General features: G+C 62.5%; 22 protein-coding genes. 10 read left to right on the forward strand and 12 right to left on the reverse strand.

All coding sequences use genetic code 11. From position 1 onward, the window contains the following. Positions 1 to 108 precede the first annotated feature (108 nt). Positions 109 to 2,523, reverse strand: coding sequence for a glucose/quinate/shikimate family membrane-bound PQQ-dependent dehydrogenase (locus HU806_RS08205; protein WP_186610919.1), 2,415 nt, complete (start codon positions 2,521 to 2,523; stop codon positions 109 to 111). A gap of 495 nt (positions 2,524 to 3,018) precedes the next feature. On the opposite strand from HU806_RS08205, the gene HU806_RS08210 reads away from it, so the two are divergent. Then, a complete protein-coding gene (locus HU806_RS08210) occupies positions 3,019 to 3,249 on the forward strand; it encodes a VF530 family protein (RefSeq protein ID WP_047228895.1) in 231 nt (76 codons plus the stop codon). A 51-nt stretch (positions 3,250 to 3,300) separates the two neighbouring features. Beyond that, positions 3,301 to 3,888: a Pr6Pr family membrane protein gene (locus tag HU806_RS08215; RefSeq protein WP_186611067.1), complete on the forward strand. Its 588-nt coding sequence runs from the start codon at positions 3,301 to 3,303 to the stop codon at positions 3,886 to 3,888. A gap of 165 nt (positions 3,889 to 4,053) precedes the next feature. Here the strand turns inward: HU806_RS08215 and HU806_RS08220 are convergent, their stop codons facing one another. From HU806_RS08220 to HU806_RS08230, 3 genes are read right to left on the reverse strand one after another with little or no spacing between them, the layout of a single operon-like run. Next, entirely contained in the window at positions 4,054 to 4,269 is a 216-nt protein-coding gene (locus HU806_RS08220) for a DUF1289 domain-containing protein (RefSeq protein WP_186610920.1), read from the reverse strand. Next, a complete protein-coding gene (locus tag HU806_RS08225) occupies positions 4,266 to 4,790 on the reverse strand; it encodes a gamma carbonic anhydrase family protein (RefSeq protein WP_058546722.1) in 525 nt (174 codons plus the stop codon). Before HU806_RS08225 ends, HU806_RS08220 begins: the two co-directional genes overlap by 4 nt. A gap of 17 nt (positions 4,791 to 4,807) precedes the next feature. After that, positions 4,808 to 5,407 carry a CoA pyrophosphatase gene (locus tag HU806_RS08230; RefSeq protein WP_186610921.1) on the reverse strand — a complete coding sequence of 200 codons (600 nt, stop codon included), beginning with the start codon at positions 5,405 to 5,407 and terminating at the stop codon, positions 4,808 to 4,810. A gap of 147 nt (positions 5,408 to 5,554) precedes the next feature. Here HU806_RS08230 and HU806_RS08235 point away from each other — a divergent pair, with 147 nt between their 5' ends. Together HU806_RS08235 and HU806_RS08240 are read left to right on the forward strand one after the other, a co-directional pair. Further along, on the forward strand, positions 5,555 to 6,106 hold the full coding sequence (locus HU806_RS08235; protein ID WP_186610922.1) for an NUDIX hydrolase: 552 nt from the start codon (positions 5,555 to 5,557) through the stop codon (positions 6,104 to 6,106). A gap of 42 nt (positions 6,107 to 6,148) precedes the next feature. Continuing rightward, positions 6,149 to 6,655: a L,D-transpeptidase family protein gene (locus HU806_RS08240; protein WP_053124801.1), complete on the forward strand. Its 507-nt coding sequence runs from the start codon at positions 6,149 to 6,151 to the stop codon at positions 6,653 to 6,655. A gap of 191 nt (positions 6,656 to 6,846) precedes the next feature. Here the strand turns inward: HU806_RS08240 and HU806_RS08245 are convergent, their stop codons facing one another. After that, the gene (locus HU806_RS08245; protein ID WP_186610923.1) at positions 6,847 to 7,200 is read right to left on the reverse strand and encodes a DUF6124 family protein; all 354 of its coding nucleotides are present in this window, start codon (positions 7,198 to 7,200) and stop codon (positions 6,847 to 6,849) included. 569 nt (positions 7,201 to 7,769) lie between these two features. On the opposite strand from HU806_RS08245, the gene HU806_RS08250 reads away from it, so the two are divergent. The 5 genes from HU806_RS08250 to nagE are packed head-to-tail and all read left to right on the forward strand — an operon-like array spanning position 7,770 to position 14,960. Beyond that, positions 7,770 to 8,501 carry a UTRA domain-containing protein gene (locus HU806_RS08250; RefSeq protein WP_186610924.1) on the forward strand — a complete coding sequence of 244 codons (732 nt, stop codon included), beginning with the start codon at positions 7,770 to 7,772 and terminating at the stop codon, positions 8,499 to 8,501. A gap of 17 nt (positions 8,502 to 8,518) precedes the next feature. Then, complete coding sequence (nagA, locus tag HU806_RS08255) at positions 8,519 to 9,625, forward strand: N-acetylglucosamine-6-phosphate deacetylase (protein WP_186610925.1); 1,107 nt, start codon at positions 8,519 to 8,521, stop codon at positions 9,623 to 9,625. Next, positions 9,606 to 10,628, forward strand: a complete 1,023-nt coding sequence (locus HU806_RS08260) for an SIS domain-containing protein (RefSeq protein ID WP_186610926.1) — start codon at positions 9,606 to 9,608, stop codon at positions 10,626 to 10,628. Before nagA ends, HU806_RS08260 begins: the two co-directional genes overlap by 20 nt. 54 nt (positions 10,629 to 10,682) lie before the next feature. Then, positions 10,683 to 13,196 (forward strand): phosphoenolpyruvate--protein phosphotransferase, encoded by a 2,514-nt coding sequence (gene ptsP / locus HU806_RS08265; RefSeq protein WP_186610927.1) that lies wholly within the window; start codon positions 10,683 to 10,685, stop codon positions 13,194 to 13,196. Positions 13,197 to 13,229: 33 nt separating this feature from the next. Then, positions 13,230 to 14,960, forward strand: a complete 1,731-nt coding sequence (gene nagE / locus HU806_RS08270; protein ID WP_186610928.1) for an N-acetylglucosamine-specific PTS transporter subunit IIBC — start codon at positions 13,230 to 13,232, stop codon at positions 14,958 to 14,960. Positions 14,961 to 15,145: 185 nt separating this feature from the next. Here nagE and cutA read toward each other — a convergent pair whose 3' ends face one another. Beyond that, a complete protein-coding gene (cutA, locus tag HU806_RS08275) occupies positions 15,146 to 15,457 on the reverse strand; it encodes a YqfO family protein (protein ID WP_186610929.1) in 312 nt (103 codons plus the stop codon). 4 nt (positions 15,458 to 15,461) lie between these two features. Further along, complete coding sequence (gene purL, locus HU806_RS08280) at positions 15,462 to 19,358, reverse strand: phosphoribosylformylglycinamidine synthase (protein ID WP_186610930.1); 3,897 nt, start codon at positions 19,356 to 19,358, stop codon at positions 15,462 to 15,464. 287 nt (positions 19,359 to 19,645) lie between these two features. On the opposite strand from purL, the gene mltF reads away from it, so the two are divergent. Beyond that, the gene (gene mltF, locus HU806_RS08285; RefSeq protein WP_186610931.1) at positions 19,646 to 21,106 is read left to right on the forward strand and encodes a membrane-bound lytic murein transglycosylase MltF; all 1,461 of its coding nucleotides are present in this window, start codon (positions 19,646 to 19,648) and stop codon (positions 21,104 to 21,106) included. 196 nt (positions 21,107 to 21,302) lie between these two features. On the opposite strand, the gene pdxJ is transcribed toward mltF, so the two are convergent. From pdxJ to lepB, 5 genes are all read right to left on the reverse strand, one after another. After that, the gene (pdxJ, locus tag HU806_RS08290) at positions 21,303 to 22,046 is read right to left on the reverse strand and encodes a pyridoxine 5'-phosphate synthase (RefSeq protein ID WP_186610932.1); all 744 of its coding nucleotides are present in this window, start codon (positions 22,044 to 22,046) and stop codon (positions 21,303 to 21,305) included. A gap of 50 nt (positions 22,047 to 22,096) precedes the next feature. Then, positions 22,097 to 22,786 carry a DNA repair protein RecO gene (gene recO / locus HU806_RS08295; protein WP_186610933.1) on the reverse strand — a complete coding sequence of 230 codons (690 nt, stop codon included), beginning with the start codon at positions 22,784 to 22,786 and terminating at the stop codon, positions 22,097 to 22,099. Positions 22,787 to 22,884: 98 nt separating this feature from the next. Beyond that, the gene (era, locus tag HU806_RS08300) at positions 22,885 to 23,787 is read right to left on the reverse strand and encodes a GTPase Era (protein WP_186610934.1); all 903 of its coding nucleotides are present in this window, start codon (positions 23,785 to 23,787) and stop codon (positions 22,885 to 22,887) included. Then, positions 23,780 to 24,469, reverse strand: coding sequence for a ribonuclease III (rnc, locus tag HU806_RS08305; RefSeq protein WP_186610935.1), 690 nt, complete (start codon positions 24,467 to 24,469; stop codon positions 23,780 to 23,782). The genes era and rnc overlap by 8 nt, the downstream gene beginning before the upstream one ends. Positions 24,470 to 24,653: 184 nt before the next feature. Then, positions 24,654 to 25,508: a signal peptidase I gene (gene lepB / locus HU806_RS08310; RefSeq protein WP_186610936.1), complete on the reverse strand. Its 855-nt coding sequence runs from the start codon at positions 25,506 to 25,508 to the stop codon at positions 24,654 to 24,656. Between the last annotated feature and the right edge of the window lie 4 nt (positions 25,509 to 25,512).

Here is a 25,512-nt window from a genome sequence, read left to right on the forward strand (position 1 = left end):
CCCAGCGGGAGCAAGCTCCCTCGCCACAAAAGCGGCTTGTGTTCAGATTTCGTACAAAAAAGGCGACACCCGCCAGGGTGTCGCCTTTTTCATGAGCGCTGCTCGGGTTTAATCCGGCAGCTTGTAGGCAATTACATAGTCACCCTGCTTGGTGCCCAGGGAACCATGACCACCGGCAACGACCAGCACGTATTGCTTGCCGTCCTTGCCGGTGTAGGTCATCGGCGTGGTCTGGGCGCCGGCGGGCAGGCGGCCTTCCCACAGCTGCTTGCCGTTCTTCACGTCGTAGGCGCGCAGGTACTGGTCCAGCGTTCCGCTCAGGAACGCCAGGCCGCTAGCGGTGGTGAACGTGCCGCCCAGGCTTGGTACACCCATGCTCAGCGGGATCGGTACCGGCGAGCTGTCGCGCACGGTGCCGTTCTTGTGCTTCCACAGAGTCTTGTTGTTGGTCAGGTCGACTGCCGCGACATAACCCCAGGCCGGCGCCTGGCATGGCAGGCCCATGGGCGACAGCAGCGCTTCGAGGATCACGCCGTACGGCGCGCCTTTGTTCGGCTGCACGCCTTCGGTTTCGCTCTTGCGACCCGGGCCGCCTGCCACTTCCGCCGCCGGCACCAGTTTCGACTTGAATGCCATGTAGCTCGGGTTGACGAAGGCGATCTGGCGCACCGGGTCCACCGAAATGCCGCCCCAGTCGAATACGCCAAAGTTGCCAGGATAGACGATCGAGCCTTGCAGCGACGGCGGTGTGAACATGCCGTCATAACGCAGCGACTTGAAGTCGATCCGGCACAGCATCTGGTCGAACGGGGTCACGCCCCACATGTCGCGCTCTTTAAGGACCGGCGGCACGAAGTTCAGGTCGGACATCGGTTGGGTCGGCGAGGTGAAGTCGCCTTCCACCGCGCCTTGCGGCACCGGGATTTCCTTGATCGGCACGATCGGCTGGCCGTTGCTGCGGTCCAGCACGTAGATGCTGCCCTGCTTGGTCGAGGCCAGCACGGCCGGTTTCACGCCGTCTGCGGTTTTCAGGTCCATCAGGGTCGGTTGACCACCGACGTCCATGTCCCACAGGTCGTGGTGGGTGAATTGGAAATACCAGCGCACCTTGCCGGTGGCGATGTCGAGAGCGGTCAGGCCGGCAGCGTATTTTTCCGACTCCGGTGTACGGAATCCGCCGAACTGGTCGGGAGTCTGGTTGCCCATCGGCAGATAGAGCATGCCGAGTTTTTCATCAACACTGAACATCGACCACATGTTCGGCGAGTTGCGGGTGTAGGTCTTGCCTTCGGCAATCGGCGTGGTGTCGTCCGGGTTGCCGCTGTCCCAGTTCCACACCAGTTGGCCGGTGTGCACGTCGTAGGCGCGAATCACACCGCTTGGCTCATCGGTGGAGACGTTATCGGTAACGTGGCCGCCGATCACCACCAGGTTCTGGGTCACCGCCGGGGGCGAGGTGGAATAGTAACCGCCGGCCGTGAAGCCGCCGATGTTGGCGGTCAGGTCGACCTGGCCCTTGTCGCCGAAGTCTTCGCACATCTTGCCGGTATCGGCGTTGAGGGCGATCAGGCGGGTGTCGGCGGTCGGCAGGAAGATGCGTCGCGGGCAAACGGTGCTGGCCGGCGTGGTGCTCGCGGCGCCGGTCGGGCTCTGCTCGGCGGAGGCGTACACGGCGTCATCGTGGTAGGTCACGCCACGGCAAGTCATGTGGGCCCAACCCTTGAAGTTCTCCGCTTTTTGCGTGGAAAGCTTCGGATCGAAACGCCAGATTTCCTTGCCGGTTTCAGGCTCCAGGGCAATCACCTGGCTGTGAGGCGTGCACACATAGAGCATACCGTTGACCTTCAACGGGGTATTTTCGGCAGTGGTTTCACCCGGGTCGTTCGGCCCTGGCAGATCGCCGGTGCGATAGGACCAGGCTTCCTTCAACTTGCCGACGTTCTCAGGGGTGATCTGCGCCAGCGGCGAATAGCGGTCGCCATGAGCGCTGCGCCCGTAGGAATTCCAGTCGCCGTCCGGCATGGCCGGTGCGGTATTGGTCATGCCCGGCACGCTGTCGCGGTCCAGTTGGCCCTTGATTTCACCCGGGTTGGTGAACTGGCTGGCGAGCGCGGCGATACCGGCGATGACCACGGCGGCGCCCAATGCGCGGGAGCCCATGACCGAGGCATTGGCGATCAGCAGCGGGCGGCGGAACCATGGCAGGAGCATGACGATGCCCAAGGCAAACAGCATCGCCAGGCGCGGCACCAGTTGCCACCAGTCCAAGCCCACTTCCCACAGCGCCCAGACCGTACTGGCGAACAGCACCAGTGCGTACAGCCCCAACGCCGCACGACGGGCCAGGATCAGCAGTACGCCCGTGACCGCCAGGCCGACACCGGCCAGCAGGTAATACCACGAGCCGCCGAGCGTGCTCAGCTTGATTCCCCCGGCCAGCAGGGCCAGGCCCATCAATAGAAGCAGAATGCCGAGCAGGCTCGGTAACAGACGGCTTCGACTCAAAGCACCCTCAGTGCTCATAGTGTGATTCTCCGTGTCGTTTTAAAGAGTCCCGCGCAAGGTGTCACTTTAGATGACGATCTGATGCGGGCTTGGTTCAGTTGAAAAAGGTATTCGGTTTGTGCGATTCCTCTGTGGGAACGAGCCTGCTCGCGATTGCAATTCCACATTCAATCGCGATGTCGATTGCCAGGCCGCAATCGCGAGCAGGCTCCCACAGGTTTTTCCAGCAAAGACAGCGCTGTCTTTCTGGGCATTAACATAGGCATAAAAAGAAGCTTCCCAGCAGGAATGAGCGGGACGCAGAGGCTCTGGCACACCAGAAGAAACGTTTCAGCAAGCGGCGCAAGGATAATGTCCTGTTACAAATAGAGAAAGCGCTTTTGTTGACATGAATCATCTCGGAATCGGTAACAGTGTGCCTGGCTCGGGGGGTGACGATGAAGGCTATGCTTCCACCACGAGGGCACCTCGGCTAAGGTGCGCGGCTTTACAGCCTTTTCGCGCAGGCCTGCCATGACCGAATCGAACAACAACCCGCTGCACGGCGTCACGCTGGAGCAAATCCTCAACGCCCTGGTGCAACACTATGAATGGTCAGGCCTGGCCGAACGCATCGACATCCGTTGCTTCAAGAGCGACCCGAGCATCAAGTCGAGCCTGACCTTCCTGCGCAAGACGCCGTGGGCGCGAGAGAAAGTCGAGCGTCTTTACATCAAGCTGATGCGCACTAAACGGCCAGTCTGAATCGTGAGCAGGCGAACCGGGTTCGTGGCGACGCTGGCCTTGCTTGGCTGGATGGGATTAAGCATCCAGCTTTACCTGATCCTGCTCGGTCGCTGGGAATTGGGCGCGAGCCTGTTGGGCGGCCTGGTGAACTTCTTGAGTTTCTTCACGGTACTGACTAATACCCTGGCAGCCGTGGTGCTGACCTGGGAACTGACTCGCCGCGAGTCAGCGGCACGGCGCTGGTTCCTGCGACCGGCGGTTCGCAGCGGCATTGCCGTGAGCATCGCCCTGGTCGGCCTGGCCTATAACCTGCTGCTGCGCCACCTCTGGCAACCCGAAGGCTGGCAATTCGTCGCCGATGAACTGCTGCACGACGTGATGCCCGTGCTGTTCCTCATCTATTGGTGGCGGTGTGTACCCAAAGGTACCCTGCGCCTGGGCCATATCGGGCTTTGGGTGATTTATCCGCTGGTGTACTTCGGCTACGTCCTGTTTCGCGGGGGTTTACTCGCGGCCTATCCCTACCCCTTCATTGACGTGGCGAACCTGGGTTATCCACAGGTGTTGGTCAATGCCGGAGGAATATTGGCGGGGTTTGTCGGGATTGCGCTGGGGGTGGTGGGGTTGGATCGGTGGTTGGGGCGACGATCGTACTGACGGAACTGCGGATAAAAAGCTTTTGTGGCGAGGGAGCTTGCTCCCGCTGGGTTGCGCAGCAGCCCTGAACCCGACAACCCGGTGTGTCAGGCAGATTAAGTCGCCTGCTTTGGGGTCGCTACGCGACCCAGCGGGAGCAAGCTCCCTCGCCACAGGGGAACGTATTCACAATCCGCGCTTTGTCGGCAACATCCACACCAACCCACTGGCCTTGGCCCGTTCATGACACAACGCCAGGACCCCGCGTCGTTCGTCGTTGTCCATCCGGCTCCAACGGGTGATTTCCGCGACAGTGCGCTGGCAGCCGGTGCAGATGTCGTCATCGTCCAGCGCGCAGATGTTTACGCAGGGCGAGGGAACCGGGCGTTCGGGCGTGTTCATTGTTCCTGCTCGGCCAAGTCGCGGGCATAGCGCTGCGAATTGTGCACATAGTGCGCCGCGCTGGCTTCGAGCATTTTTTTCTGGGCCTCGGTCAGTTCTCGCACAACCTTGCCCGGCGAGCCCATCACCAGCGAACCGTCGGGAATTTCCTTGCCTTCGCCGATCAGCGAGTTGGCGCCGATGATGCAGTTCTTGCCGATCTTCGCGCCGTTGAGAATCACCGCGTTGATGCCGATCAGGCTGTAGTCGCCCACCGTGCAGCCGTGAAGCATGGCGTTGTGGCCGATGGTCACGCCGGTGCCGATGGTCAACGGATAGCCCATGTCCGTGTGCATCACGGTGCCGTCCTGCACGTTGCTGTTCTTGCCGATCAGGATCAACTCGTTGTCGCCACGCAGCACGGCGTTGAACCAGACATTGGCGCCCTCTTCGAGGCGAACCTTGCCCACCAACGTGGCGTTGGGTGCAACCCAGCTCTGCGGGTGAGTTTCGACACGGGCATCGCCCAGGCGGTATTTCATGAAAGTCCTCGGGGGCGTCAGGTATTGATGAAGCTCTTGGGTGGCGCGTGCAAGTCGATATCGGCGTCGTACAGCAGGTTGACCAGTTCCACGATCATGATTGCAGTCAGGCCCCATATCTTGTATTCGCCGAACCGGTAGCTGGGTACATACCAACTGCATCCCTGATAATCGATGCGGTGGGTGTGTTCGCGCGGATCCTTGCGGAAGAACTCCAGCGGCACACTGAACACCGCGGCGATCTCGGCGTCGTTGGCCTGGTACTCGACGTAATCCGGAATCACGCCGACATAGGGCGTGACCTTGATGCCGTGCAGCGAAATCAAAGGGCTGAGGGGCCCGATCACTTCCACCAGCCCGGGCGGCAGGCCGATCTCTTCCTCGGCTTCGCGCAGGGCTGTGAAGATCAGGTCAGGGTCTTCCGGGTCGCGGCGCCCGCCAGGGAACGCTACTTCGCCGCCGTGGGTCGATAACCCGCTGGCGCGCAACGTGAGGACCAGTTCCGGCTCGCCGCTGCGGGTAATCGGCACCAGCACCGCTGCTTCCGGGAAGCGCCGATCGGTCTCCAGATCGCGTGGGGTATGGTTGCTTACTCGATGCAGTAGCTCGTCCAGCATGAGACTTCTCGATTTATTCGCTACCTTGCATCATGCACCAATCACGCAAGCGGCCCAAGCCCCGAAACGGCGTCATGTCGCGAAACGACAACTTGCCGATACCCGTGCGCACACGCCAAGATAGGCGCAGCCTCCAGGAATCCAAGCATGAAATTCTGCAGCCAGTGCGGTAACCCGGTGACCCAGCGCATACCCGAGGGCGACTCGCGCCTGCGCTTTGTCTGCGACATCTGTCACACCATTCACTACCAGAACCCCAACATCGTGGCCGGTTGCGTACCGACTTGGGGCTCCAAGGTGCTTTTATGTCGACGCGCCATCGAACCTCGACGCGGCTATTGGACCTTGCCGGCCGGTTTTATGGAGAACGGCGAAACCGTCGAACAGGCCGCCGTCCGTGAAACCGCCGAGGAGGCCTGCGCCAGGGTCCGAAACTTGAACATCTATACGCTGATCGACGTACCGCACATCAGCCAGGTGCATGTATTCTTCCGCGCCGAACTGGTGGACGTGGATTTCGCCGCCGGGCCCGAGAGCCTGGAAGTGCAATTGTTCGAAGAAGCCGACATCCCATGGGACGAGCTGGCTTTCCGCACGGTGGGCCGTACCCTAGAATACTTCTACGCAGACCGGCGAGCCGAGGATTACCCGGTGCGATCCGAGTCGATACCGCCGCTTGCTCAGCCTGCCAACACTTAAAAAATCCAATATAGCCGCGACACCTCTAGGGATATCGTTTCAATGCGCTGGTTGCTTGTCCTGTTCTGCCTGTCGTTTACCGCTGTGTCCCAAGCCGCTGCCGTGGGAACCTACAATGGCAAGGTTATTGAAAAAGTCCTGGTGCTCAAGTCCGCCCATCAATTGCAATTGATCAACGACGGCAAGCCCCTCAAGACGTATCGCATCTCCTTGGGCAAAGGCGCCAAGAAAGGCCCCAAGTTGATCGAAGGCGACAAGCGCACTCCCGAGGGTTTTTATTGGCTGGACTGGCGCAAGACCAGCGACCGTTTCTACCTGTCGATGCATATTTCCTACCCCAACATCAGCGACGCCGCCCGCGCCCGCCGCGAAGGCGTGGAGCCGGGAGGCATGATCATGATCCACGGCACCCCGGATTCGGAAGAGAACCCAGAGCAGTTGTTTCATACACTGGACTGGACCGATGGCTGCATCGCCATGCGCAACGTGGACATGCGCGAGGTGTGGAACCTGGTGCCGGATGGGACGATGATCGAGATTCGCCCGTAACCCCACTTTCCTGCGGCAAGGAGCTCCTGTGGATGGGAGCTCTTGTGGCGAGGGAGCTTGCTCCCGCTGGGTTGCGCAGCAACCCCAAAGCAGGCAACTCAACCCTGTCTGACACACCGCGCTGTCAGGTTTCAGGGCAGCTGCGCAGCCCAGCGGGAGCAAGCTCCCTCGCCACACAGGTTACGTTGGCATCAAGTCCGCAGCTCGACTCGATCCAGCGCTTTGTTCGTCAACAATTCTCCCAACTCAATCATCTGCGCCACCCCAAACGCCACCCGTCGTCGAGAACCTTCCAGGCCAAATGCAAGTTCACTGAGCATTGCGTTGGCCGAGGCCAGGGTTTCGCTGAGGTTGGCTAGCAGGGCTTCGGTATCAACGTTGTCCGATACGGTGAACAACTGCACCGAGGGTTGGGGGTCTGGTTCATCGTCGGGCTTGAGGTAGTGGTCCATTGCGCGATTGGCGGCTTCTTTCAGTTTTTCGGGGGCGTAGTCGCCGTAGGGGAAGGTGGACGCGGGTTTGGGGATGTCAGAATTATTTTTCAATTGAAGCTCCTTTAATTTAATGGAGCCCAGGACAAAACGTCCGGGCCTGTTGCCCCTTGATTTTTTCGGACGGTCAAACCCGGTCGCTGAATTGGCAGCGACACCCAGAGGCTAGAGTCCTCGCTTCCGACGGACAACCTTAAAAACATGTCGGAAACTTCGGGGCGTCTGACAGACCATCCATCTGGTCATGGATGTTTCGCACAAGTTTCCGAGTAGTCTTTTGGGGTGGGTTGGATTGGGGGCATATCCGTTGCTGCGGTAACGGCGGCATTGGATATACACGCCCAGCTGAAAACAGCCCATCACCACCGCCATCAGAAAATAAATATCAAAATTCACAACTCACAGGCCGGGCATACCACTGCCCCTCTGAGGCAGCCGCCAGCGCCGTAGTTTCACGCCCCCTTCTGCCCCCACTAATACCACTTTAAGCCAACCTTATCCAAGCACCCCGCAATTCCCCAAAACCCGCCGAGGATCACATTGACATGGTATTCAAGTGGTATTAGCTTCACCCCTCATTCACCGAGCGAAAAACTCCTACAAACGCATCGGACACACCGCACGTGAACAACATCCAGACCCTGCGTCCCGACGACACCCAACCCACCCCGCTCTACCTGCAACTGGCCCGCAACCTGGAAGCCGCCATCCACGCCGGCCAATGGAAAGCCGAACAGGCGATGCCATCCGAACGCAGCTTGAGCGAGCAACTGGGCATTTCCCGAGTCACCGCCCGAAAAGCGCTGGAAGTGCTGTTCGAACAAGGCCTGATCCGCCGCAACCAGGGTTCCGGAACGTTCATCACCCCGCGCCTGGAGCAACCGCTATCACGCCTCAGCGGCTTCAGTGAAATGCTCCGGCTCAAGGGCTTTGTGCCGGGTTCGCAATGGCTGGAGCGCGAGATCACCCCGCCGACCCACGAAGAACTGATCCGCCTGGGCCTGTCGCCCAATGACAAAGTCGCCCGGCTCAAACGGCTGCGCAAAGCCGACGACACAGTCATGGCCATCGAGATGAGCACCCTGCCCGCGTCGATCATTCCTAAGCCACAGGCCGTGGGCGATTCGCTTTATGAATTCCTCGACGGCATCGGCAAACCCGTGGTGCGCGCCCTGCAACACATCCAGGCCATCAATGCCTCGGGCGAATTCGCCGCCTTGGTGGGCATCGCCCCCGGCACCGCGATGCTGCTGATGACGCGGGTCGGCTACCTGGAAGACAACACGCCCATCGAAGTCACCGACACCTACTGCCGCAACGATTACTACGACTTTGTCGCGGAACTGCGGCGCTAGACGACCAGGGAATTCCCATGTTCGAAGACAACATCCTCACCGCCAACGGCTGGATACGCGGCCGTCTTTTCCATGAACACGGCAAGGTCGTGTCCATCGAAGGCCAGCCCTGCGATCCGACGAGCAACGACCTGCCCTACCTGCTGCCGGGATTCATCGACCTGCATGTGCACGGCGGTGGCGGCAAGGACACCATGGAAGGCGCGCCGGCGTTCGAGACCATCGCTCGCACGCATGTGCGCTTCGGCACCACGTCGCTGTTGGCCACCACCATGACCGCGCCGAGCGAGGAAATCGCCGGCGTGCTCAAGGCCCTCGGCGAGTTTTGCGAACAGCGGCCCAGCGGCAGCGCGCGCGTCCTGGGCGTGCATTTGGAAGGCCCCTACATCAACCCCGGCAAACTCGGCGCTCAACCGAATTTCGCCCACACGGCATTGATGGCCGAGGTGGAAGCGTACCTGGCGTTGGCACCGATCCGGGTGATCACCATCGCGCCGGAGATCGCCGGCCACGACGCCTTGATTCGCGCACTCAGTTCCCGCGGGGTGCGCATGCAGATCGGTCACACGCTGGGCAGCTATGAGGAAGGCGTCGCGGCACTGGCGGCCGGGGCCAGCAGCTTTACCCACTTGTACAACGCCATGAGCCCGTTGCATCACCGCGAGCCAGGCATCGTCGGCGCGGCGCTGGCCCATGCGCAATATGCCGAGTTGATCCCGGACCTGTTGCACGTGCACCCCGGCGCTATCCGCGTGGCGTTGCGCTCGATCCCGTGCCTGTATTGCGTCACCGATTCCACGGCCGCGGCCGGCATGCCCGACGGCGAATACAAGCTGGGCAGCCACACTGTGACCAAATGCCTGGGCGGCGTGCGCCTGGCCGACGGCACCCTGGCCGGCAGCACGCTGACGATGGATCAGGCCCTGCGCAACCTGGTGAAGATTGGCTTGCCCCTCGCCGAAGCCTCGCAGCGCTTGTCGCAATTCCCCGCCGACTACCTCGGCCTGCCTGAACGTGGACGCCTGCATCCTGGTGCCTGGGCCGATTGCGTACGCCTGGACCGTTCCCTGAACCTGATCGACGTGATGGTCGAAGGAGAAGCCATTGTCTTCAAAAATGCTTGAAGAGGCCCTGGCCTCGTCCGAGGCCGTCGAACGCCAATTGCGCCAATTGGACCCCGCCCTGCAAGAGATTGCCGGACGCTTGCGCCGCCAACCGCCGCAAGTAGCTATGACCGTGGCCCGTGGCAGCTCTGACCACGCCGCCAGCTACTTTGCCTACCTGACCATGCACCAACTGGGCTTACCGGTAGCCTCGCTGCCGATGTCGGTGGTGACGATGCAGCAGGCGCCGCTGAAGGTCAGCGGCCAGGTGGCGTTCGCGTTTTCCCAATCGGGGCAAAGCCCGGACCTGGTGAACAGCCTGCGCCTGTTGCGCAAGCGCGGCGCGTTGAGCGTGGCGATGGTCAACGCAGAAGATTCTCCGCTGGAGGCGGCTTGCGAATTCAGCGTGCCCTTGTGCGCCGGCATCGAAAGCAGTGTCGCCGCCACCAAGAGTTTCATCGCCACCCTCAGCGCCAGCGCGCGCCTGGTGGCCCACTGGAAAGACGACGCCGAGTTGCTCGAAGCCGGCACCGCGCTGCCCGAAGGCCTGCGCGATGCCGCGAGTCAGGATTGGAGCGCCGCCGTCGAGGCGCTGCGTGACTGTCAGCGCTTGATGGTGATCGGCCGTGGCGCCGGGTTCGCCATCGCCCAGGAAGCGGCGCTCAAATTCAAGGAGACCTCGGCGATCCAGGCCGAAGCCTTCAGCAGCGCCGAGGTCCGCCACGGGCCGATGGCGCTGATCGACGAGCACTATCCGTTACTGGTTTTTGCCCCGCGCGGCGCCGAGCAGGCTGGGGTGTTGAGCCTGGCCGCCGACATGCGCCAGCGCGGCGCCCGGGTCTTGCTGGCCGCGCCGGATGACATCGCCGAGCGCGACCTGACGCTGAGCCGCGCCGAACACCCGGCCCTGGACCCGATCCTGGCGATCCAGAGCTTCTATGGCATGGCCGCCAGGCTGGCCGTGGCTCGCGGCCTGGACCCGGACCGACCGCGCCACTTGAGCAAGGTCACCCGGACCCACTGAACCGCCGGCCCTCTTCCATCGAAGGCCAATGAGATTTCAAGAGAGAGCGAGCCCATGCCCAACAACAATAAAGAGCTGATCCTCAGCGCCCCGCTCAGCGGTCCGGTGCTCACCCTCGCGAATGTCCCGGACGCGGTGTTCGCCAGTGGCGCCATGGGCGACGGGATCGCCATCGACCCGTTGAACGACACCCTCTACGCGCCCTGTGACGGCGAGGTGATCCACGTCGCCCGCACCGGCCACGCCGTGACCCTGCGAGCCGACAACGGCGCCGAACTGCTCCTGCACCTGGGGCTGGACACGGTCGAATTGCAGGGCGACGGCTTTTCCATGCTGGTCAAGGAGGGCGCGCGGGTCAGCAACGGCCAGGCACTGCTGCGCTATGACCTGGATAGCGTGGCACAGCGCTGCAAAAGCCTGGTCAGCCTGTTGATCATCACCAACGGCGAGCATTTCCAGGCACGACCCATCACGCTTAAAGGGGTCAAGGTCGGCGAACCGTTGCTGCACATCGTCAGCAAGACATCGGGTGAAACCCGCGGCGATGAAGCGGACGTCGGTGTCGAAGTGTTCGGCCAGGTCCGTATCGCCCATCGAGGCGGCCTGCACGCGCGGCCGGCAGCCTTGGTTCGCCAGACTGCACAGGGTTTCAAAAGCCGCTCGCACCTGCATTTCGGCGGCCGGTCGGCGTCCTGCGACAGTGTGATGGGCATGATGGGCTTGGCGATCACCGAACAGGCCGACGTGCACGTCAGTTCTCGCGGCAGCGATGCCGAAGCGGCGTTGCAGGCGCTGCTGAAGACGTTATCCACAGCCTTGGCCGAAGAAGCCCATGCCGAGGCGCCGCCGGCCAAGGCCACCAGCCGTACCGCCGAAGACGGTGTGCTGAACGGCGTATGCGCCGCGCCCGGCCTGGTCAGCGGACCACTGGTTCGGCTGGAAGGCCTGCAGTTGCCCAAGGATGCCGGTGGCCACGACGTCGCAGAACAACGGCAACGGCTGCGCGATGCCTTGGCGCACGTCAGTCGCGACATCGAGTTGACGTTGGAGAACGCCAAGGCCCGGCGCCACGTCGATGAGCAAGCGATCTTCAGCGCCCACCTGGCGTTGCTGGAAGATCCGGTCCTGCTGGATGCCGCGTACCTGTCCATCGAGCAAGGCAGCGCGGCGGCCCACGCCTGGAGCCGGTCCATCGACGCGCAGTGCCAAGTGCTGCGGCAGCTACAAAGCGCGCTGCTGGCCGAGCGCGCCAATGATTTACATGACCTGCGCCAGCGGGTCCTGCGGGCGTTGCTGGGTGAAGCCTGGCAATTCGACGTGCCGGCGGGCGCCATTGTCGTCGCCCAGGAGCTGACCCCGTCGGACCTGCTGCATCTCAGCGCCCAAGGCGTGGCCGGTGTCTGCATGGCCGAGGGCGGCGCGACGTCCCACGTGGCGATCCTCGCCCGTGGCAAAGGCCTGCCCTGCCTGGTGGCGTTGGGCGAGGCGCTGCTTGCACAGACGCCAGGGCAATCGGTGGTGCTGGACGCTGACGGTGGCCGCCTCGAACTCACGCCAAGCGCCGAGCGCCTGGCGCAGGTGCGGCAAGCACAGACCCGACGAGCAGCCCTGCGCGCCCAGCAACAGACCCTCGCCGACGTGCCGGCGTGCACCGTTGATGGGGTGGAGGTTGAAGTCGCCGCCAACGTAGCTTCCAGCGTCGAAGCCGACCAGGCCTTCGCCAACGGTGCCGATGGCGTTGGCTTGCTGCGCAGCGAATTTCTCTTCGTCGATCGCCACACCGCACCGGACGAAGAAGAGCAACGCCAGGCCTATCAAGCCGTGCTCGATGCCATGGGCGACAGGCCGGTGATCATCCGCACCATCGACGTCGGCGGCGACAAGCAATTGGACTACCTGCCGCTGCCTGCCGAAGCCAACCCGGTGCTCGGCCTGCGAGGCATTCGCCTGGTCCAGGTGCGCCCGGATCTGCTGGATCAACAACTGCGCGCCCTGCTGCAAACCCGCCCGCTGCACCGTTGCCGGATCTTGTTGCCGATGGTCACCGAGGTCGACGAGCTACTGCACATCCGCCAGCGCCTCGATGCGCTGGGCGCCGAACTCGGGTTGAGCGAACGCCCACAACTGGGGGTGATGATCGAAGTGCCGGCCGCCGCCTTGCTGGCCGAACAACTGGCCGAGCACGCGGACTTCCTGTCCATCGGCACCAATGACCTTTCCCAATACACCCTCGCCATGGACCGCGACCACGCCGGCCTCGCCGCCCGAGTCGATGCCTTGCACCCGGCGCTGTTGCGGCTGATCGCCCAAACCTGCGCCGGCGCCGCCAGGCATGGCCGTTGGGTCGGCGTGTGCGGCGCCCTGGCTTCGGATCCCCTGGCGACGCCGGTGCTGATCGGGCTGGGCGTACGGGAGCTGTCGGTCAGCCCGCCGCAGGTCGGCGAGATCAAGGACCGCGTGCGTCACCTCGACGCCGGCCAGTGCCGCGACGCCAGTACCGATTTGCTGAACCTGGCCAGTGCCGCCGCCGTGCGCCAGGCCTGTCACCAACACTGGCCTTTGGGCTGAGCCACGTCGAAGAACAATAAAAGGAGAGACGCCATGTACCAGCATTTCATTGAAGGGCTGCAACGCCTCGGCCGGGCGCTGATGCTGCCCATCGCGATCCTGCCGATTGCCGGCCTGCTGCTGCGCCTGGGTGACACGGACCTGTTGAACATCGCGATCATCCACGACGCTGGGGAAGCGATTTTCGCCAACCTGCCGATGATCTTCGCCATCGGCATCGCCGTGGGTTTCGCCCGGGACAACAACGGCACGGCCGGGCTGGCCGGGGCCATCGGCTACCTGGTGATGATCGCGACGCTGAAGGTGCTCGACGCGACCATCAACATGGGCATGCTTGCCGGGATCATCAGCGGCCTGTTGGCCGGCGCGCTGTACAACCGCTTCAAGGACATCAAGCTGCCGGAATACCTGGCGTTTTTTGGCGGACGGCGCTTTGTGCCGATCGTCACCGGCTTCAGCGCCGTGGGCCTGGGCCTGGTGTTCGGCCTGGTCTGGCCGCCGATCCAGCACGGCATCAACACCTTTGGCGAACTGCTGATGGCCAGCGGCAGCTTCGGCGCGTTCGTCTTCGGCGTGTTCAATCGGTTGCTGATCGTCACCGGCCTGCACCACATCCTCAACAACATGGCCTGGTTCATCTTCGGCAGTTTTACCGACCCGCAAACCGGCGCGGTGGTCACCGGTGACCTGACCCGTTATTTCGCCGGCGACCCCAAGGGCGGCCAGTTCATGACCGGCATGTTCCCAGTGATGCTCTTCGGCCTGCCCGCCGCATGCCTGGCGATGTACCGCAACGCCCTGCCCCAGCGGCGCAAAGTCATGGGCGGGATTTTGCTGTCCATGGCGCTGACCTCGTTTCTCACCGGGGTCACCGAACCGATTGAATTCGCCTTCATGTTCCTCGCGCCGCTGCTGTACCTGGTGCACGCACTGCTCACCGGGCTGTCGATGGCGGTGACCAATCTATTGGACATTCACCTGGGCTTCACCTTCTCGGGTGGTTTCATCGACATGGTCCTGGGCTGGGGTAAATCCACCAACGGCTGGTTGGTCGTCCCGGTGGGCCTGGCGTACGCGCTGATTTATTACCTGGTGTTCGATTTCTGCATCCGCCGCTTCGACCTCAAGACCCCAGGTCGGGAGGAGGTGCCGGCGGGCGACGCGCCGGTCATCGCCGAAAACCAGCGCGCCGCTGCCTATATCCAGGCGCTGGGCGGTGCCGAGAACATAATCACGATTGGCGCCTGCACCACGCGACTGCGGCTGGACATGGTGGATCGCAACAAGGCGTCCGACGCCCAGCTCAAGGCCCTCGGCGCCATGGCCGTGGTCCGCCCTGGCAACGGCGGCAGCTTGCAAGTGGTGGTTGGGCCGATGGCCGACAGCATCGCCGATGAAATTCGCCAGGCGTTGCCCTCTTCCTCTTCCGATACGCCAGTCAGTGCGCCCGCGAACGCCGTGGTCGAGCCGGCCTTAACGACAATTGTCTCGGAAGCCGAAGCACAGCAATGGCTAGCGGCCCTGGGCGGTGGCGGGAATGTGCTGCAACTCGATTGCGTGGCGATGAGCCGTTTGCGCGTGCAGTTGGCCGATGGCAAGGGGTTGTCGGAAAGCCGGCTCAAGGCGCTTGGCTGTCAGGGGGTTAGCCCGCTGGCGGATGATGTGTGGCATTTGTTGCTGGGAGAGAAAGCGCCGGGGGTGTGGCAGGCTCTGGAGTCGGTTGCGAATCGGAACGAGGTCAAGGCTAAAACCTTCAGTGGCTGACACACCAATCCCGTGGCGAGGGAGCTTGCTCCCGCTGGGTCGCGCAGCGGCCCCAAGCTTTGGCGGTTGCTACGCAACCGAGCGGGAGCAAGCTCCCTCGCCACAAGGAGTTCGTGTACACAGAATCGCGGACAACAAAAAACCCGCTGAAGCAATCAGCGGGTTTTTCATTTAAGCGGGGAAGATCAGAAATCCTCCAACCGCCACACTTCATACGCCGGTGTCTCGTAGGGATGGCTGTGTTTCAGCGCCTCCACCACTGGGCGGATCGATTCATCGGCCACCACCAGCTCGACCTTCCATTCCTCGACCTGCTCGACCCGCCCTGCCTCGCCAATGAACGGCTGGCTGCCGTCCAACGGGCGAAACTGGCCCAGGCCCAGCACTTGCCAGGCGCAGTGGTCGTAGTCGCCGATTCGCCCGCCTCCGGCAGCGAATACGGCGCTTTTGACCACGTCCAGATGGCTGGCCGGGACGAAGAAGCAGAGCTTGTACACCCTCTTAGTTCACCCAGACGCGCGCGTTGCGGAACATGCGCATCCAGGGCGCGTCTTCGTTCCAGTCGTCCGAACGCCACGAGTTCTGCACCGCGCGGAACACCCGCTCCGGGTGCGGCATCATGATCGTGACGCGGCCGTCGCGGCTGGTCAAGCCGGTGATCCCGCGCGGCGAGCCGTTCGGGTTGGCCGGGTAGGTTTCGGTGACCTTGCCGTGGTTGTCGACGAAACGCAGCGCCACGCAACCGGACAGGTCGGCTTCGAGCAAGGCTTCTTCGCTTTCGAATTCCGCGTGGCCTTCGCCGTGGGCGATGGCGATCGGCATGCGCGAACCGGCCATGCCCTGCAGGAAGATCGAGTTCGACTCTTGCACCTGGACCATTGCCACGCGGGCTTCGAACTGCTCGGAACGGTTACGCACGAAGTGCGGCCAGAACTCGCTGCCCGGAATCAGCTCGTGCAGGTTGGACATCATCTGGCAACCGTTGCACACGCCGAGGGTGAAGCTGTCGGTGCGCTCGAAGAAGCTTTGGAATGCATCGCGGGCGCGGCTGTTGAACAGCGCCGACTTGGCCCAGCCTTCACCGGCACCCAGCACGTCGCCGTAGGAGAAACCGCCGCACGCGACCATGCCCTTGAAGTCGTTCAGGTCGACGCGACCGGCGAGGATGTCGCTCATGTGCACGTCGATCGCGTTGAAACCGGCGCGGTCGAACGCTGCCGCCATCTCCACCTGGCCGTTGACGCCCTGCTCGCGCAGGACCGCCACTTGTGGGCGAATGCCTTTCTTGATGTAAGGCGCGGCCACGTTGTCGTTGACGTCGTAGCTGAGCTTGGCGCTCAGGCCCGGGTTGTCTTCTTCCAGCAGCGCGTCGAATTCCTGCTCGGCGCAGTCGGCGTTGTCGCGCAGGCGCTGGATCTGGTAGCTGGTCTCGGCCCACTGGCGCTGCAACACGCGACGCTGGCCTTCAAAGACCGTGTCGCCGTTGAAGGTAATGTTGATGTGGGCGTTGTTGATCGGCTGGCCGATTACCGAGACGCACTCAGCCAGGCCAGCGGCGCTGAACTGGGCGAGGATGTCCGGGGTGGCGTCCTGGCGAACCTGGATCACCGCACCCAACTCTTCGTTGAACAGGATCGCCGGGATCTCGGCGGCGGATTCGGCGACGCTGTCCAGGGTCAGGTTCAAGCCACAGTGACCGGCGAAGGCCATTTCCACCACGGTGGTCAGCAAACCACCGTCGGAACGGTCGTGGTAGGCCAGCAAGTGACCGTCGGCGTTGAGGCCCTGGATCACCGCGAAAAAGGCTTTCAGGTCTTCGGCATCATCGACGTCCGGCGCTTGCGAGCCGAGCTTGCCATGCACCTGGGCCAGGATCGAGGCGCCCATGCGGTTCTGGCCACGGCCCAGGTCGATCAGGATCAGGTCGGTGGTGCCCTTGTCCATGCGCAGTTGCGGGGTCAGGGTCTGGCGGATGTCGGTGACCGGAGCGAAACCGGTTACGATCAACGACAGCGGCGAGGTGACGCTCTTGTCCACGCCTTCGTCGTTCCAGCGCGTGGCCATGGACATGGAGTCCTTGCCCACCGGAATGGTGATGCCCAGCTCAGGGCACAGCTCCATGCCGACCGCCTTGACGGTGTCGTACAGGCGGGCGTCTTCGCCCGGATGACCGGCGGCGGACATCCAGTTGGCCGACAGCTTGATGTCGGACATCTTGCCGATGCGCGACGCCGCGATGTTGGTCAGGGTCTCGCCGATCGCCATGCGACCCGACGCCGGGGCGTCCAGCAGCGCCAGAGGGGTACGCTCGCCCATGGCCATGGCTTCGCCGGTGTAGACGTCGAAGCTGGTGGCGGTCACGGCGACGTCGGCCACCGGCACTTGCCATGGGCCGACCATCTGGTCGCGGGCCACAAGGCCGGTGATGGTGCGGTCGCCGATGGTGATCAAAAAGCTTTTGCTCGCCACGGCCGGGTGATGCAGCACGCGCTCGATGGAGTCGGCAATGTCGAGGGTCGACGGATCGAAATCGTCGCCCAGCTCCGCTTCGCGAACAGCCGAACGGTGCATGCGCGGGGCCTTGCCCAGCAGCACCTCCAGCGGCATGTCCACCGGGCTGTTGCCGAAGTGGCTGTCGGTCACGGTCAGTTGCGGCTCGGCGGTGGCTTCACCCACCACGGCGAACGGGCAACGCTCACGCTCGCAAATGGCCTGGAAGCGTTCGAAGTCGGCCGGGCCGACCGCCAGGACGTAACGCTCCTGGGATTCGTTGCTCCAGATTTCGTGCGGGGCCATGCCCGGCTCGTCATTCGGAATGTTGCGCAGTTCGAAGCGGCCACCACGGCCGCCGTCGTTGACCAGTTCCGGGAACGCGTTGGACAGGCCGCCCGCGCCGACGTCGTGGATGAAGCTGATGGGGTTGTGTTCACCCAACTGCCAGCAACGGTCGATAACTTCCTGGCAACGGCGTTCCATTTCCGGGTTTTCCCGCTGGACCGAAGCGAAGTCCAGGTCGGCCGAGCTGGTGCCAGTGGCCATGGAGGAAGCCGCGCCGCCACCCAGGCCGATCAACATGGCCGGGCCGCCGAGGACGATCAGCTTGGAGCCGACCACGATCTCGCCTTTCTGCACGTGTTCGGCGCGGATGTTGCCCATGCCGCCAGCGAGCATGATCGGCTTGTGGTAACCACGAACTTCTTCACCACGCGGGGTGGTGATGGACTGTTCGAAGGTACGGAAGTAACCGGTCAGGGCCGGACGGCCGAATTCGTTGTTGAATGCCGCGCCGCCCAGCGGGCCTTCGATCATGATGTCGAGGGCGTTGACGATGCGCTCAGGCTTGCCGTACGGCTTTTCCCACGGCTGCTCGAAGCCCGGGATCTGCAGGTTCGACACGGTGAAACCGGTCAGGCCGGCCTTGGGCTTGGCACCGCGACCGGTGGCACCTTCGTCGCGGATCTCGCCACCGGAACCGGTGGACGCGCCCGGAAACGGGGCGATGGCGGTCGGGTGGTTGTGGGTCTCAACCTTCATCAGGATGTGCACCGGCTCCTGGACCGCACCGTACTGGCGGGTCTCGGGGTTCGGGTAGAAGCGACCGGCAACGTTGCCGACGATGACCGCCGCGTTGTCCTTGTAGGCCGACAGCACACCTTCGTTGTGCATCTGGTAGGTATTCTTGATCATGCCGAACAGGCTTTTTTCCTGGCTCTGGCCGTCAATGTCCCAACTGGCGTTGAAGATCTTGTGGCGGCAATGCTCGGAGTTGGCCTGGGCGAACATCATCAGTTCGATGTCGTGGGGGTTGCGCTTCAGGCCCTGGAAGGCATTGACCAGGTAATCGATCTCGTCTTCGGCCAGGGCCAGGCCCAGCTCGGCGTTGGCTTTTTCCAACGCGGCACGGCCGCCGCCCAGTACATCGATGGCGGTCAGTGGCTTGGGTTCGGCGTGGCTGAACAGGCCGGCGGCCTGCTCCAGGTTGCCCAGTACGACTTGGGTCATGCGGTCATGCAGGCCATCGGCGATCAGTTGGGCCTCGGCCTCGCTGAACTGACCAGCGACATAAAAGGCAATGCCGCGCTCCAGGCGCTGGATTTTCGCCAGGCCGCAGTTGCGGGCGATGTCGCTGGCCTTGCTCGACCACGGCGAAATGGTGCCAAAACGCGGCAGGACCAGGAACAGGCGACCGGCCGGCTCCTGGACTGGAACGCTGGGACCGTACTTCAGAAGGCGCGCGAGCACCTGCTGTTCGTCGCCGGTCAAACCGCCGGTGACTTCGGCGAAGTGAGCGAATTCAGCATACAAGCCACTGACAGCCGGTACTTTCTGGCTCAGTTGCTCAAGAAGTTTGCTGTGGCGAAAGGCAGAAAGGGCAGGAGCGCCGCGCAGGATCAACATCTTCGGGACAGCCTCGGGAAGGGGTGTGCTTTGAGGCCGTGCATTCTAGCCTAAACCGCTGGCGACGGCATCCGAAACGGTAGGTGCAATGCCAGCCGAACGTCGGTCGTGACGCAGACGGCCTGATCGCGCCGCTGTTGCGATAACGCCATGGAGTTATTTTTTACCAACATAAAATCCGCCGCGCGCCGGCCCGCCTGTGTTGCGGACACGTTTTGCAACCTCTGGCAGGCTGGCCTTTTACTGTCGATATATGGCGGTCGAGGCCGTTTGCGTATACTGCGCAGATGTTTTCCCCAACGGCTTTGCGTCCGCGGTACGCCAGATGGCTGATCGCAACCGGACTCTTCCTGGTGCTCAGTGGTTGTGTTGAGAAACCCAACACACTGGAGCGCGTAAAGGAGGATGGCGTGCTGCGGGTCGTCACCCGTAACAGCCCCGCCACCTACTTCCAGGATCGCAACGGTGAAACCGGCTTCGAATACGAGCTGGTGAAGCGCTTCGCCGAGGATTTGGGGGTCGAGCTTAAAATCGAGACCGCCGACAACCTCGACGACCTGTTCGGCCAGGTGGGCAAGCCCAACGGCCCGGTGCTGGCCGCCGCAGGCCTGGTCAGCAGCGAACAGCGCAAGAAACAGGTACGGTTTTCCCACCCTTACCTGGAAGTCACCCCCCAGATCATTTACCGCAACGGCCAGTCCCGCCCTACCGACGCGGCTGCCCTGGCCGGCAAGAAGATCATGGTGCTCAAGGGCAGCTCCCACGCCGAACAGCTGGCGCAGTTGAAGCAGCAATATCCGGGCATCGAATACGAGGAGTCCGACGCGGTTGAGGTCGTCGACCTGCTGCGCATGGTCGATGAAGGCCAGATCGACCTGACCCTGGTGGACTCCAACGAAGTGGCGATGAATCAGGTGTACTTCCCCAACGTACGCGTGGCGTTTGACCTGGGCGATGCCCGCAACCAAAGCTGGGCGGTGGGCCCGGGCGAAGACAACAGCCTGCTCAACGAAATCAACGCCTACCTGGACAAGGTGCAGAAAAACGGCACGCTGCAGCGCCTCAAGGACCGCTATTACGGCCACGTTGACGTCCTCGGCTACATGGGCGCCACCACGTTCGCCCAACATCTGCAGCAACGCCTGCCCAAATACGAACAGCACTTCAAGGCCTACGCCAAGAAAGAGAAGGTCGATTGGCGGCTGCTGGCGGCGATCGGCTATCAGGAATCGCTCTGGCAACCGACGGTTACTTCCAAGACCGGCGTGCGCGGCCTGATGATGCTGACCCAGAACACCGCGCAGGCCATGGGCGTGTCCAATCGCCTGGATCCGAAGCAAAGCATCATGGGCGGCGCCAAGTACCTGGCGTATATGAAGGAGCAACTGGACGAGAGCATTGAAGAGCCAGACCGCACCTGGTTCGCCCTCGCCGCCTATAACGTAGGCAGCGGCCATCTGGACGACGCGCGCAAGCTCGCCGCCAAGGAAGGCCTGAACCCGAACAAGTGGCTGGATGTGAAAAAGATCCTGCCGCGCCTGTCCCAGAAACAGTGGTACAGCAAGACCCGCTACGGCTACGCCCGGGGCGGCGAACCTGTGCATTTCGTGGCGAACATCCGCCGCTACTACGACATCCTGACCTGGGTAACCCAGCCGCAGCTTGAAGGCGACCAGGTGGCCGAAGGCAACCTGCACGTACCGGGCGTGGACAAGAGCAAGCCAAGCCAGGAATCCCCGCAGTTATAAACAGCTGAACACAATTCCTGAGACTGCGATGACCCCGTGGCAAGGAAGCTTGCTCCCGCTGGGCCGGTCCGACGCTTCGGGCGAAGTGGCCCCAAGATTTTGCGGTTGCTACGCAACCGAGCGGGAGCAAGCTCCCTCGCCACAATGAATCAGGCAAGCCTTAAGTGAGCAGCCACATTAGGTTTTGTGGCTGCGGTCAGGACTTGGCCGCAGCCAGGATCAGCGCTTTCATTTCAGACACAGCCGACTTGAACCCGACGAACAACGCGTGAGCCACCAGCGCATGGCCGATGTTCAGTTCGTTGATGCCTTTGATGGCCGCGACGGCTTCGACGTTATGGTAGTGCAGGCCATGGCCGGCATTGACGATCAACCCGTGGGCCAGGCCAAAGGTGACGCCATCGGCGATCCGTTGCAGCTCATCGGCCACGTCCGTCGGCGTTTCGGCATCGGCATAACGACCGGTATGCAACTCGATGGCCGGTGCGCCGACACGCTTGGAGGCCTCGATCTGCCGCTCGTCGGCGTCGATGAACAGCGAGACTTCGGCACCGATCTTCGACAGCCGCTCCACCGCGAGGCTGATCCGCGACTCCTGGCCCGCGACGTCCAGGCCGCCTTCGGTGGTCAGTTCCTGGCGCGTTTCCGGTACCAGGCAGATATGTGCCGGGCGGATGCGCTCGGCGAACGCCATCATCTCTTCGGTCACGCCCATTTCGAAGTTCATGCGGGTTTGCAGCACATCCTTGAGCAGCAGCACGTCGCGCTCCTGGATATGGCGACGGTCTTCGCGCAGGTGCACGGTGATGCCGTCGGCACCCGCCTCTTCGGCGTCCAATGCGGCCTTGACCGGATCCGGGTAGCGCGTACCACGGGCCTGGCGCAGGGTGGCGACATGGTCGATGTTCACGCCGAGAAGAATGCGATTGCTGGTGCTCACGAAAAGCGCTCCTGAATGGACAGAGATTCGGCCCACAGCATACGGGTAGATCAGGGCTTGCGAAACAGCTCGCGACTGACCAGCGGCCGACCACCCAAATGAACCGCCAAGGCTTGGCGCATCAAGCGCTTGGCCGCCGCCAAGGCGCCCGGTGCGGTCCAGTCGGCCTCGGCCATCGCCAGCAACTCAACGCCATTGAACAGGCCAGGCTGCAATTGATAGACCTGCTCCAGGCCCGCATCCACTTGCAAGCGGTACAGACCGTCCGCGGCGATGGGCTGGCCGTGCAGGTCGGTGTCCAGGGCAAAACCGTAGCCCAGGTCGTCCAGCAGGCGCCACTCGAATGAACGCAGCAGCGGTTCCAGGGGGCGACCCTCGGCCAAGGCTTGCAGCGTGGCGGCGTAGTGGTCGAAAACGGCGGGATGGGGATCTTCGGCCGGCAGCAGGCGAATCAGTAACTCATTAAGGTACAAGCCGCTGAACAGCGCCTCGCCGTTGAGCCAGGCCGCCACGCCATTACTTTCCATGCGCCCGACGTTCTTCAACTCGCCCCGCCCGCGGAATTCGACTTCCAGCGGCACGAACGGCCGCGCCAGCGTCCCGGCCTTGCCCCGCGCCCCACGCAACACCGCCCGCAACCGCCCTTGGGGCGTGAGGAAGTCCACCAGGGCACTGCTTTCGCGGTAGGCGCGCGAGTGCAGGACGTAGGCGGATTGCGCGAGGGGTTGGTTGGGGGACATCAGGGGCCTGAATATCAATAAGATATCAATGGATGAACAGATCTTGTGGCGAGGGAGCGTGCTCCCTCGCCACAAGAGCCCGCCCCCAGCCAATCAGATTACAGGTCGCCGTAACCCAATGAGCGCAATGCACGCTCGTCGTCGGACCAGCCGCCCTTCACCTTGACCCACAGGTTGAGCATGATCTTGGAGTCGAACAGCAGCTCCATGTCCTTGCGCGCCTCGGTGCCGATGCGCTTGATACGCTCGCCCTTGTCGCCAATGATGATTTTCTTCTGGCCGTCACGTTCAACGAGAATCAACGCATGAATATGCAGGGTCTTCCCTTGCTGCTTGAACTCTTCGATCTCGACCGTGATCTGGTACGGCAGCTCGGCGCCCATCTGGCGCATGATTTTCTCGCGCACCAGCTCGGCGGCGAGGAAACGGCTGCTGCGGTCGGTGATCTGGTCTTCGGGGAAGAAATGATCATTTTCCGGCAGGTGGTCGGCAATCACCCGTTCCAGCGCGTCGAGGTTATGGCCGTGCTGGGCAGAGATCGGGATGATCTGGGCATTGGGCAACTGCTCCTGCAACCAGCTCAGGTGCGGCATCAGCTCGGCTTTGTCTTCGATGCGGTCGGTCTTGTTCAGCGCGACGATCAAAGGGCCGGTTACGTACTGGACGCGCTCGAGGACCATCTGGTCTTCGTCGGTCCACTTGGTGCGGTCGACCACGAAGATCACCACGTCGACGTCTTTCAACGCCGCCGAGGCGGTCTTGTTCATGTAGCGGTTCAGGGCCTTTTCGCCGCCCTTGTGCATGCCCGGGGTGTCGACGTAGATCGCCTGAACGGCGCCTTCGGTCTTGATGCCCAGCATGTTGTGGCGGGTGGTCTGGGGCTTGCGCGAGGTGATCGCCAGCTTCTGGCCGAGGATGTGGTTCAGCAACGTGGACTTGCCCACGTTCGGCCGTCCGACAATGGCAACATAGCCGCAGCGGGTGACGGTTGTATCAGTCATTGCCATTCTCCACGCCCAAGGCGATCAGTGCTGCGGCCGCGGCTACCTGTTCGGCAATACGACGACTCACACCCTGGCCCCGGCTTTTTTCATTCAATAAGACCACTTCGCATTCGACGAAGAAGGTTCGGCAATGCGGCTCACCTTGGATATCCACCACTTCGTAGCGCGGCAGATCACAGCTGCGCGATTGCAGGAATTCCTGCAATCGGGTCTTCGGATCCTTGTTGGTGTCCACCAGCGTCAAGCTGTCGATCTCGGAAGTCAGCCAGGCCAGCACACGCTCACGTGCCATTTCCATGCCCGCGTCCAGGTAAATCGCCCCGATCAATGCCTCCAGGGCGTCGGCCAGGATCGACTCGCGACGGAAACCGCCACTTTTCAATTCACCCGAGCCCAAGCGCAAGTATTCGCCCAGGTCGAAACCGCGGGCGAGTACCGCCAGGGTCTCACCTTTCACCAATCGTGCGCGCAAACGCGACAACTGGCCTTCGCGAGCCAGGGGAAAGCGTTCGAACAACGCCTCGCCAGCCACGAAATTGAGAATGGCGTCGCCAAGGAATTCCAGGCGCTCATTGTTACGCCCGGCAAAACTGCGGTGAGTGAGAGCCAGGAGCATCAGCTCCTGATCCTTGAAAGTGTAGCCGAGCTGGCGCTCGAGACGACTTAGAGAAACGCTCACGGTTTACCCACGCTGAGTTCGTGGCTGGATTCCACCGCCACGGCGGCGAGGCGCCGTTGGCTTGGGACAATTAACGCTGTGTTCAAAAATGACGTCCTGACTATCGTTGGCTTCATGCCTTCGGGCAACCTTGTGCAGGCTCCAGAAATGCATTCGGCGCTGTGTTCAACAGCGCCGTGTGTGATTACTTGATCAGGCCAACCCGCGAGAAATTCGGCAGGTGACTGAGTTTGGGTTCCGGCCAGCTCATCCAGACCGCAAAGGCCTTGCCGACGATATTGCGGTCGGGGACCATGCCCAGCATGTCCTTGGGAATGTTCGGATCATCCCAATACCGGCTGTCGTTGGAGTTGTCGCGGTTGTCGCCCATCATGAAATAGTGCCCTGCCGGCACGGTCCACGAATGGTCCGGCGTGGCGCGGTAGCGGCTCATTTCCTTGCGGATCAGGTGTTCGGCTTCGCCGAGTTTTTCCTTGTACAGCTCGGCGCTGCCCAGGGTGCCCGGTTCGGAACCGATCAACTGCTCTGCCACCAGTTCGCCGTTGACAAACAGGCGCTTGTCGGCGGTGTAGCGGATCTTGTCGCCCGGCAGGCCGACCACACGTTTGATGTAATTGACGTTAGGGTCGCTCGGGAAGCGAAACACCATGACATCGCCGCGTTGCGGGTCGCCGATCTCGATGACTTTCTTGTCGATCACCGGCAGCCGGATCCCGTAGGAGAACTTGTTCACCAGGATGAAATCGCCAACGTCCAGGGTCGGCTTCATCGAACCGGACGGAATCTGGAACGGCTCCACCAGGAACGAGCGCAGCACGAGCACGATGAACAGCACCGGGAAGAACGACTTGCCGTATTCGACCAGCAGCGGTTCCTTGTTGAGCTTTTCGATGACCACGCCATCAGGCTGGCTGACGCTGCCCTGATAAGAGGCAATCGCGGCCCGGCGCCGAGGCGCCAGGAACAACAGATCAAGCAACGCCAACAAGCCGCAGACGAACACGGCGATAACCAGCAACAGCGGGAAATTTAGCGACATAGGA

Origin of the sequence: Pseudomonas sp. SWRI154 (assembly GCF_014268645.1) — a bacterium.
Taxonomy (GTDB): Bacteria; Pseudomonadota; Gammaproteobacteria; order Pseudomonadales; family Pseudomonadaceae; genus Aquipseudomonas; species Aquipseudomonas marvdashtae.

Excerpts from the sequence above, each read along its gene's own strand:
- HU806_RS08205 (WP_186610919.1), bottom strand. The coding sequence starts at position 2,523 with ATGAGCACTGAGGGTGCTTTGAGTCGAAGCCGTCTGTTACCGAGCCTG.
- HU806_RS08210 (WP_047228895.1), top strand. The coding sequence starts at position 3,019 with ATGACCGAATCGAACAACAACCCGCTGCACGGCGTCACGCTGGAGCAA.
- HU806_RS08215 (WP_186611067.1), top strand. The coding sequence starts at position 3,301 with ATGGGATTAAGCATCCAGCTTTACCTGATCCTGCTCGGTCGCTGGGAA.
- HU806_RS08220 (WP_186610920.1), bottom strand. The coding sequence starts at position 4,269 with ATGAACACGCCCGAACGCCCGGTTCCCTCGCCCTGCGTAAACATCTGC.
- HU806_RS08225 (WP_058546722.1), bottom strand. The coding sequence starts at position 4,790 with ATGAAATACCGCCTGGGCGATGCCCGTGTCGAAACTCACCCGCAGAGC.
- HU806_RS08230 (WP_186610921.1), bottom strand. The coding sequence starts at position 5,407 with ATGCTGGACGAGCTACTGCATCGAGTAAGCAACCATACCCCACGCGAT.
- HU806_RS08235 (WP_186610922.1), top strand. The coding sequence starts at position 5,555 with ATGAAATTCTGCAGCCAGTGCGGTAACCCGGTGACCCAGCGCATACCC.
- HU806_RS08240 (WP_053124801.1), top strand. The coding sequence starts at position 6,149 with ATGCGCTGGTTGCTTGTCCTGTTCTGCCTGTCGTTTACCGCTGTGTCC.
- nagA (WP_186610925.1), top strand. The coding sequence starts at position 8,519 with ATGTTCGAAGACAACATCCTCACCGCCAACGGCTGGATACGCGGCCGT.
- ptsP (WP_186610927.1), top strand. The coding sequence starts at position 10,683 with ATGCCCAACAACAATAAAGAGCTGATCCTCAGCGCCCCGCTCAGCGGT.
- nagE (WP_186610928.1), top strand. The coding sequence starts at position 13,230 with ATGTACCAGCATTTCATTGAAGGGCTGCAACGCCTCGGCCGGGCGCTG.
- purL (WP_186610930.1), bottom strand. The coding sequence starts at position 19,358 with ATGTTGATCCTGCGCGGCGCTCCTGCCCTTTCTGCCTTTCGCCACAGC.
- mltF (WP_186610931.1), top strand. The coding sequence starts at position 19,646 with ATGTTTTCCCCAACGGCTTTGCGTCCGCGGTACGCCAGATGGCTGATC.
- recO (WP_186610933.1), bottom strand. The coding sequence starts at position 22,786 with ATGTCCCCCAACCAACCCCTCGCGCAATCCGCCTACGTCCTGCACTCG.
- era (WP_186610934.1), bottom strand. The coding sequence starts at position 23,787 with ATGACTGATACAACCGTCACCCGCTGCGGCTATGTTGCCATTGTCGGA.
- lepB (WP_186610936.1), bottom strand. The coding sequence starts at position 25,508 with ATGTCGCTAAATTTCCCGCTGTTGCTGGTTATCGCCGTGTTCGTCTGC.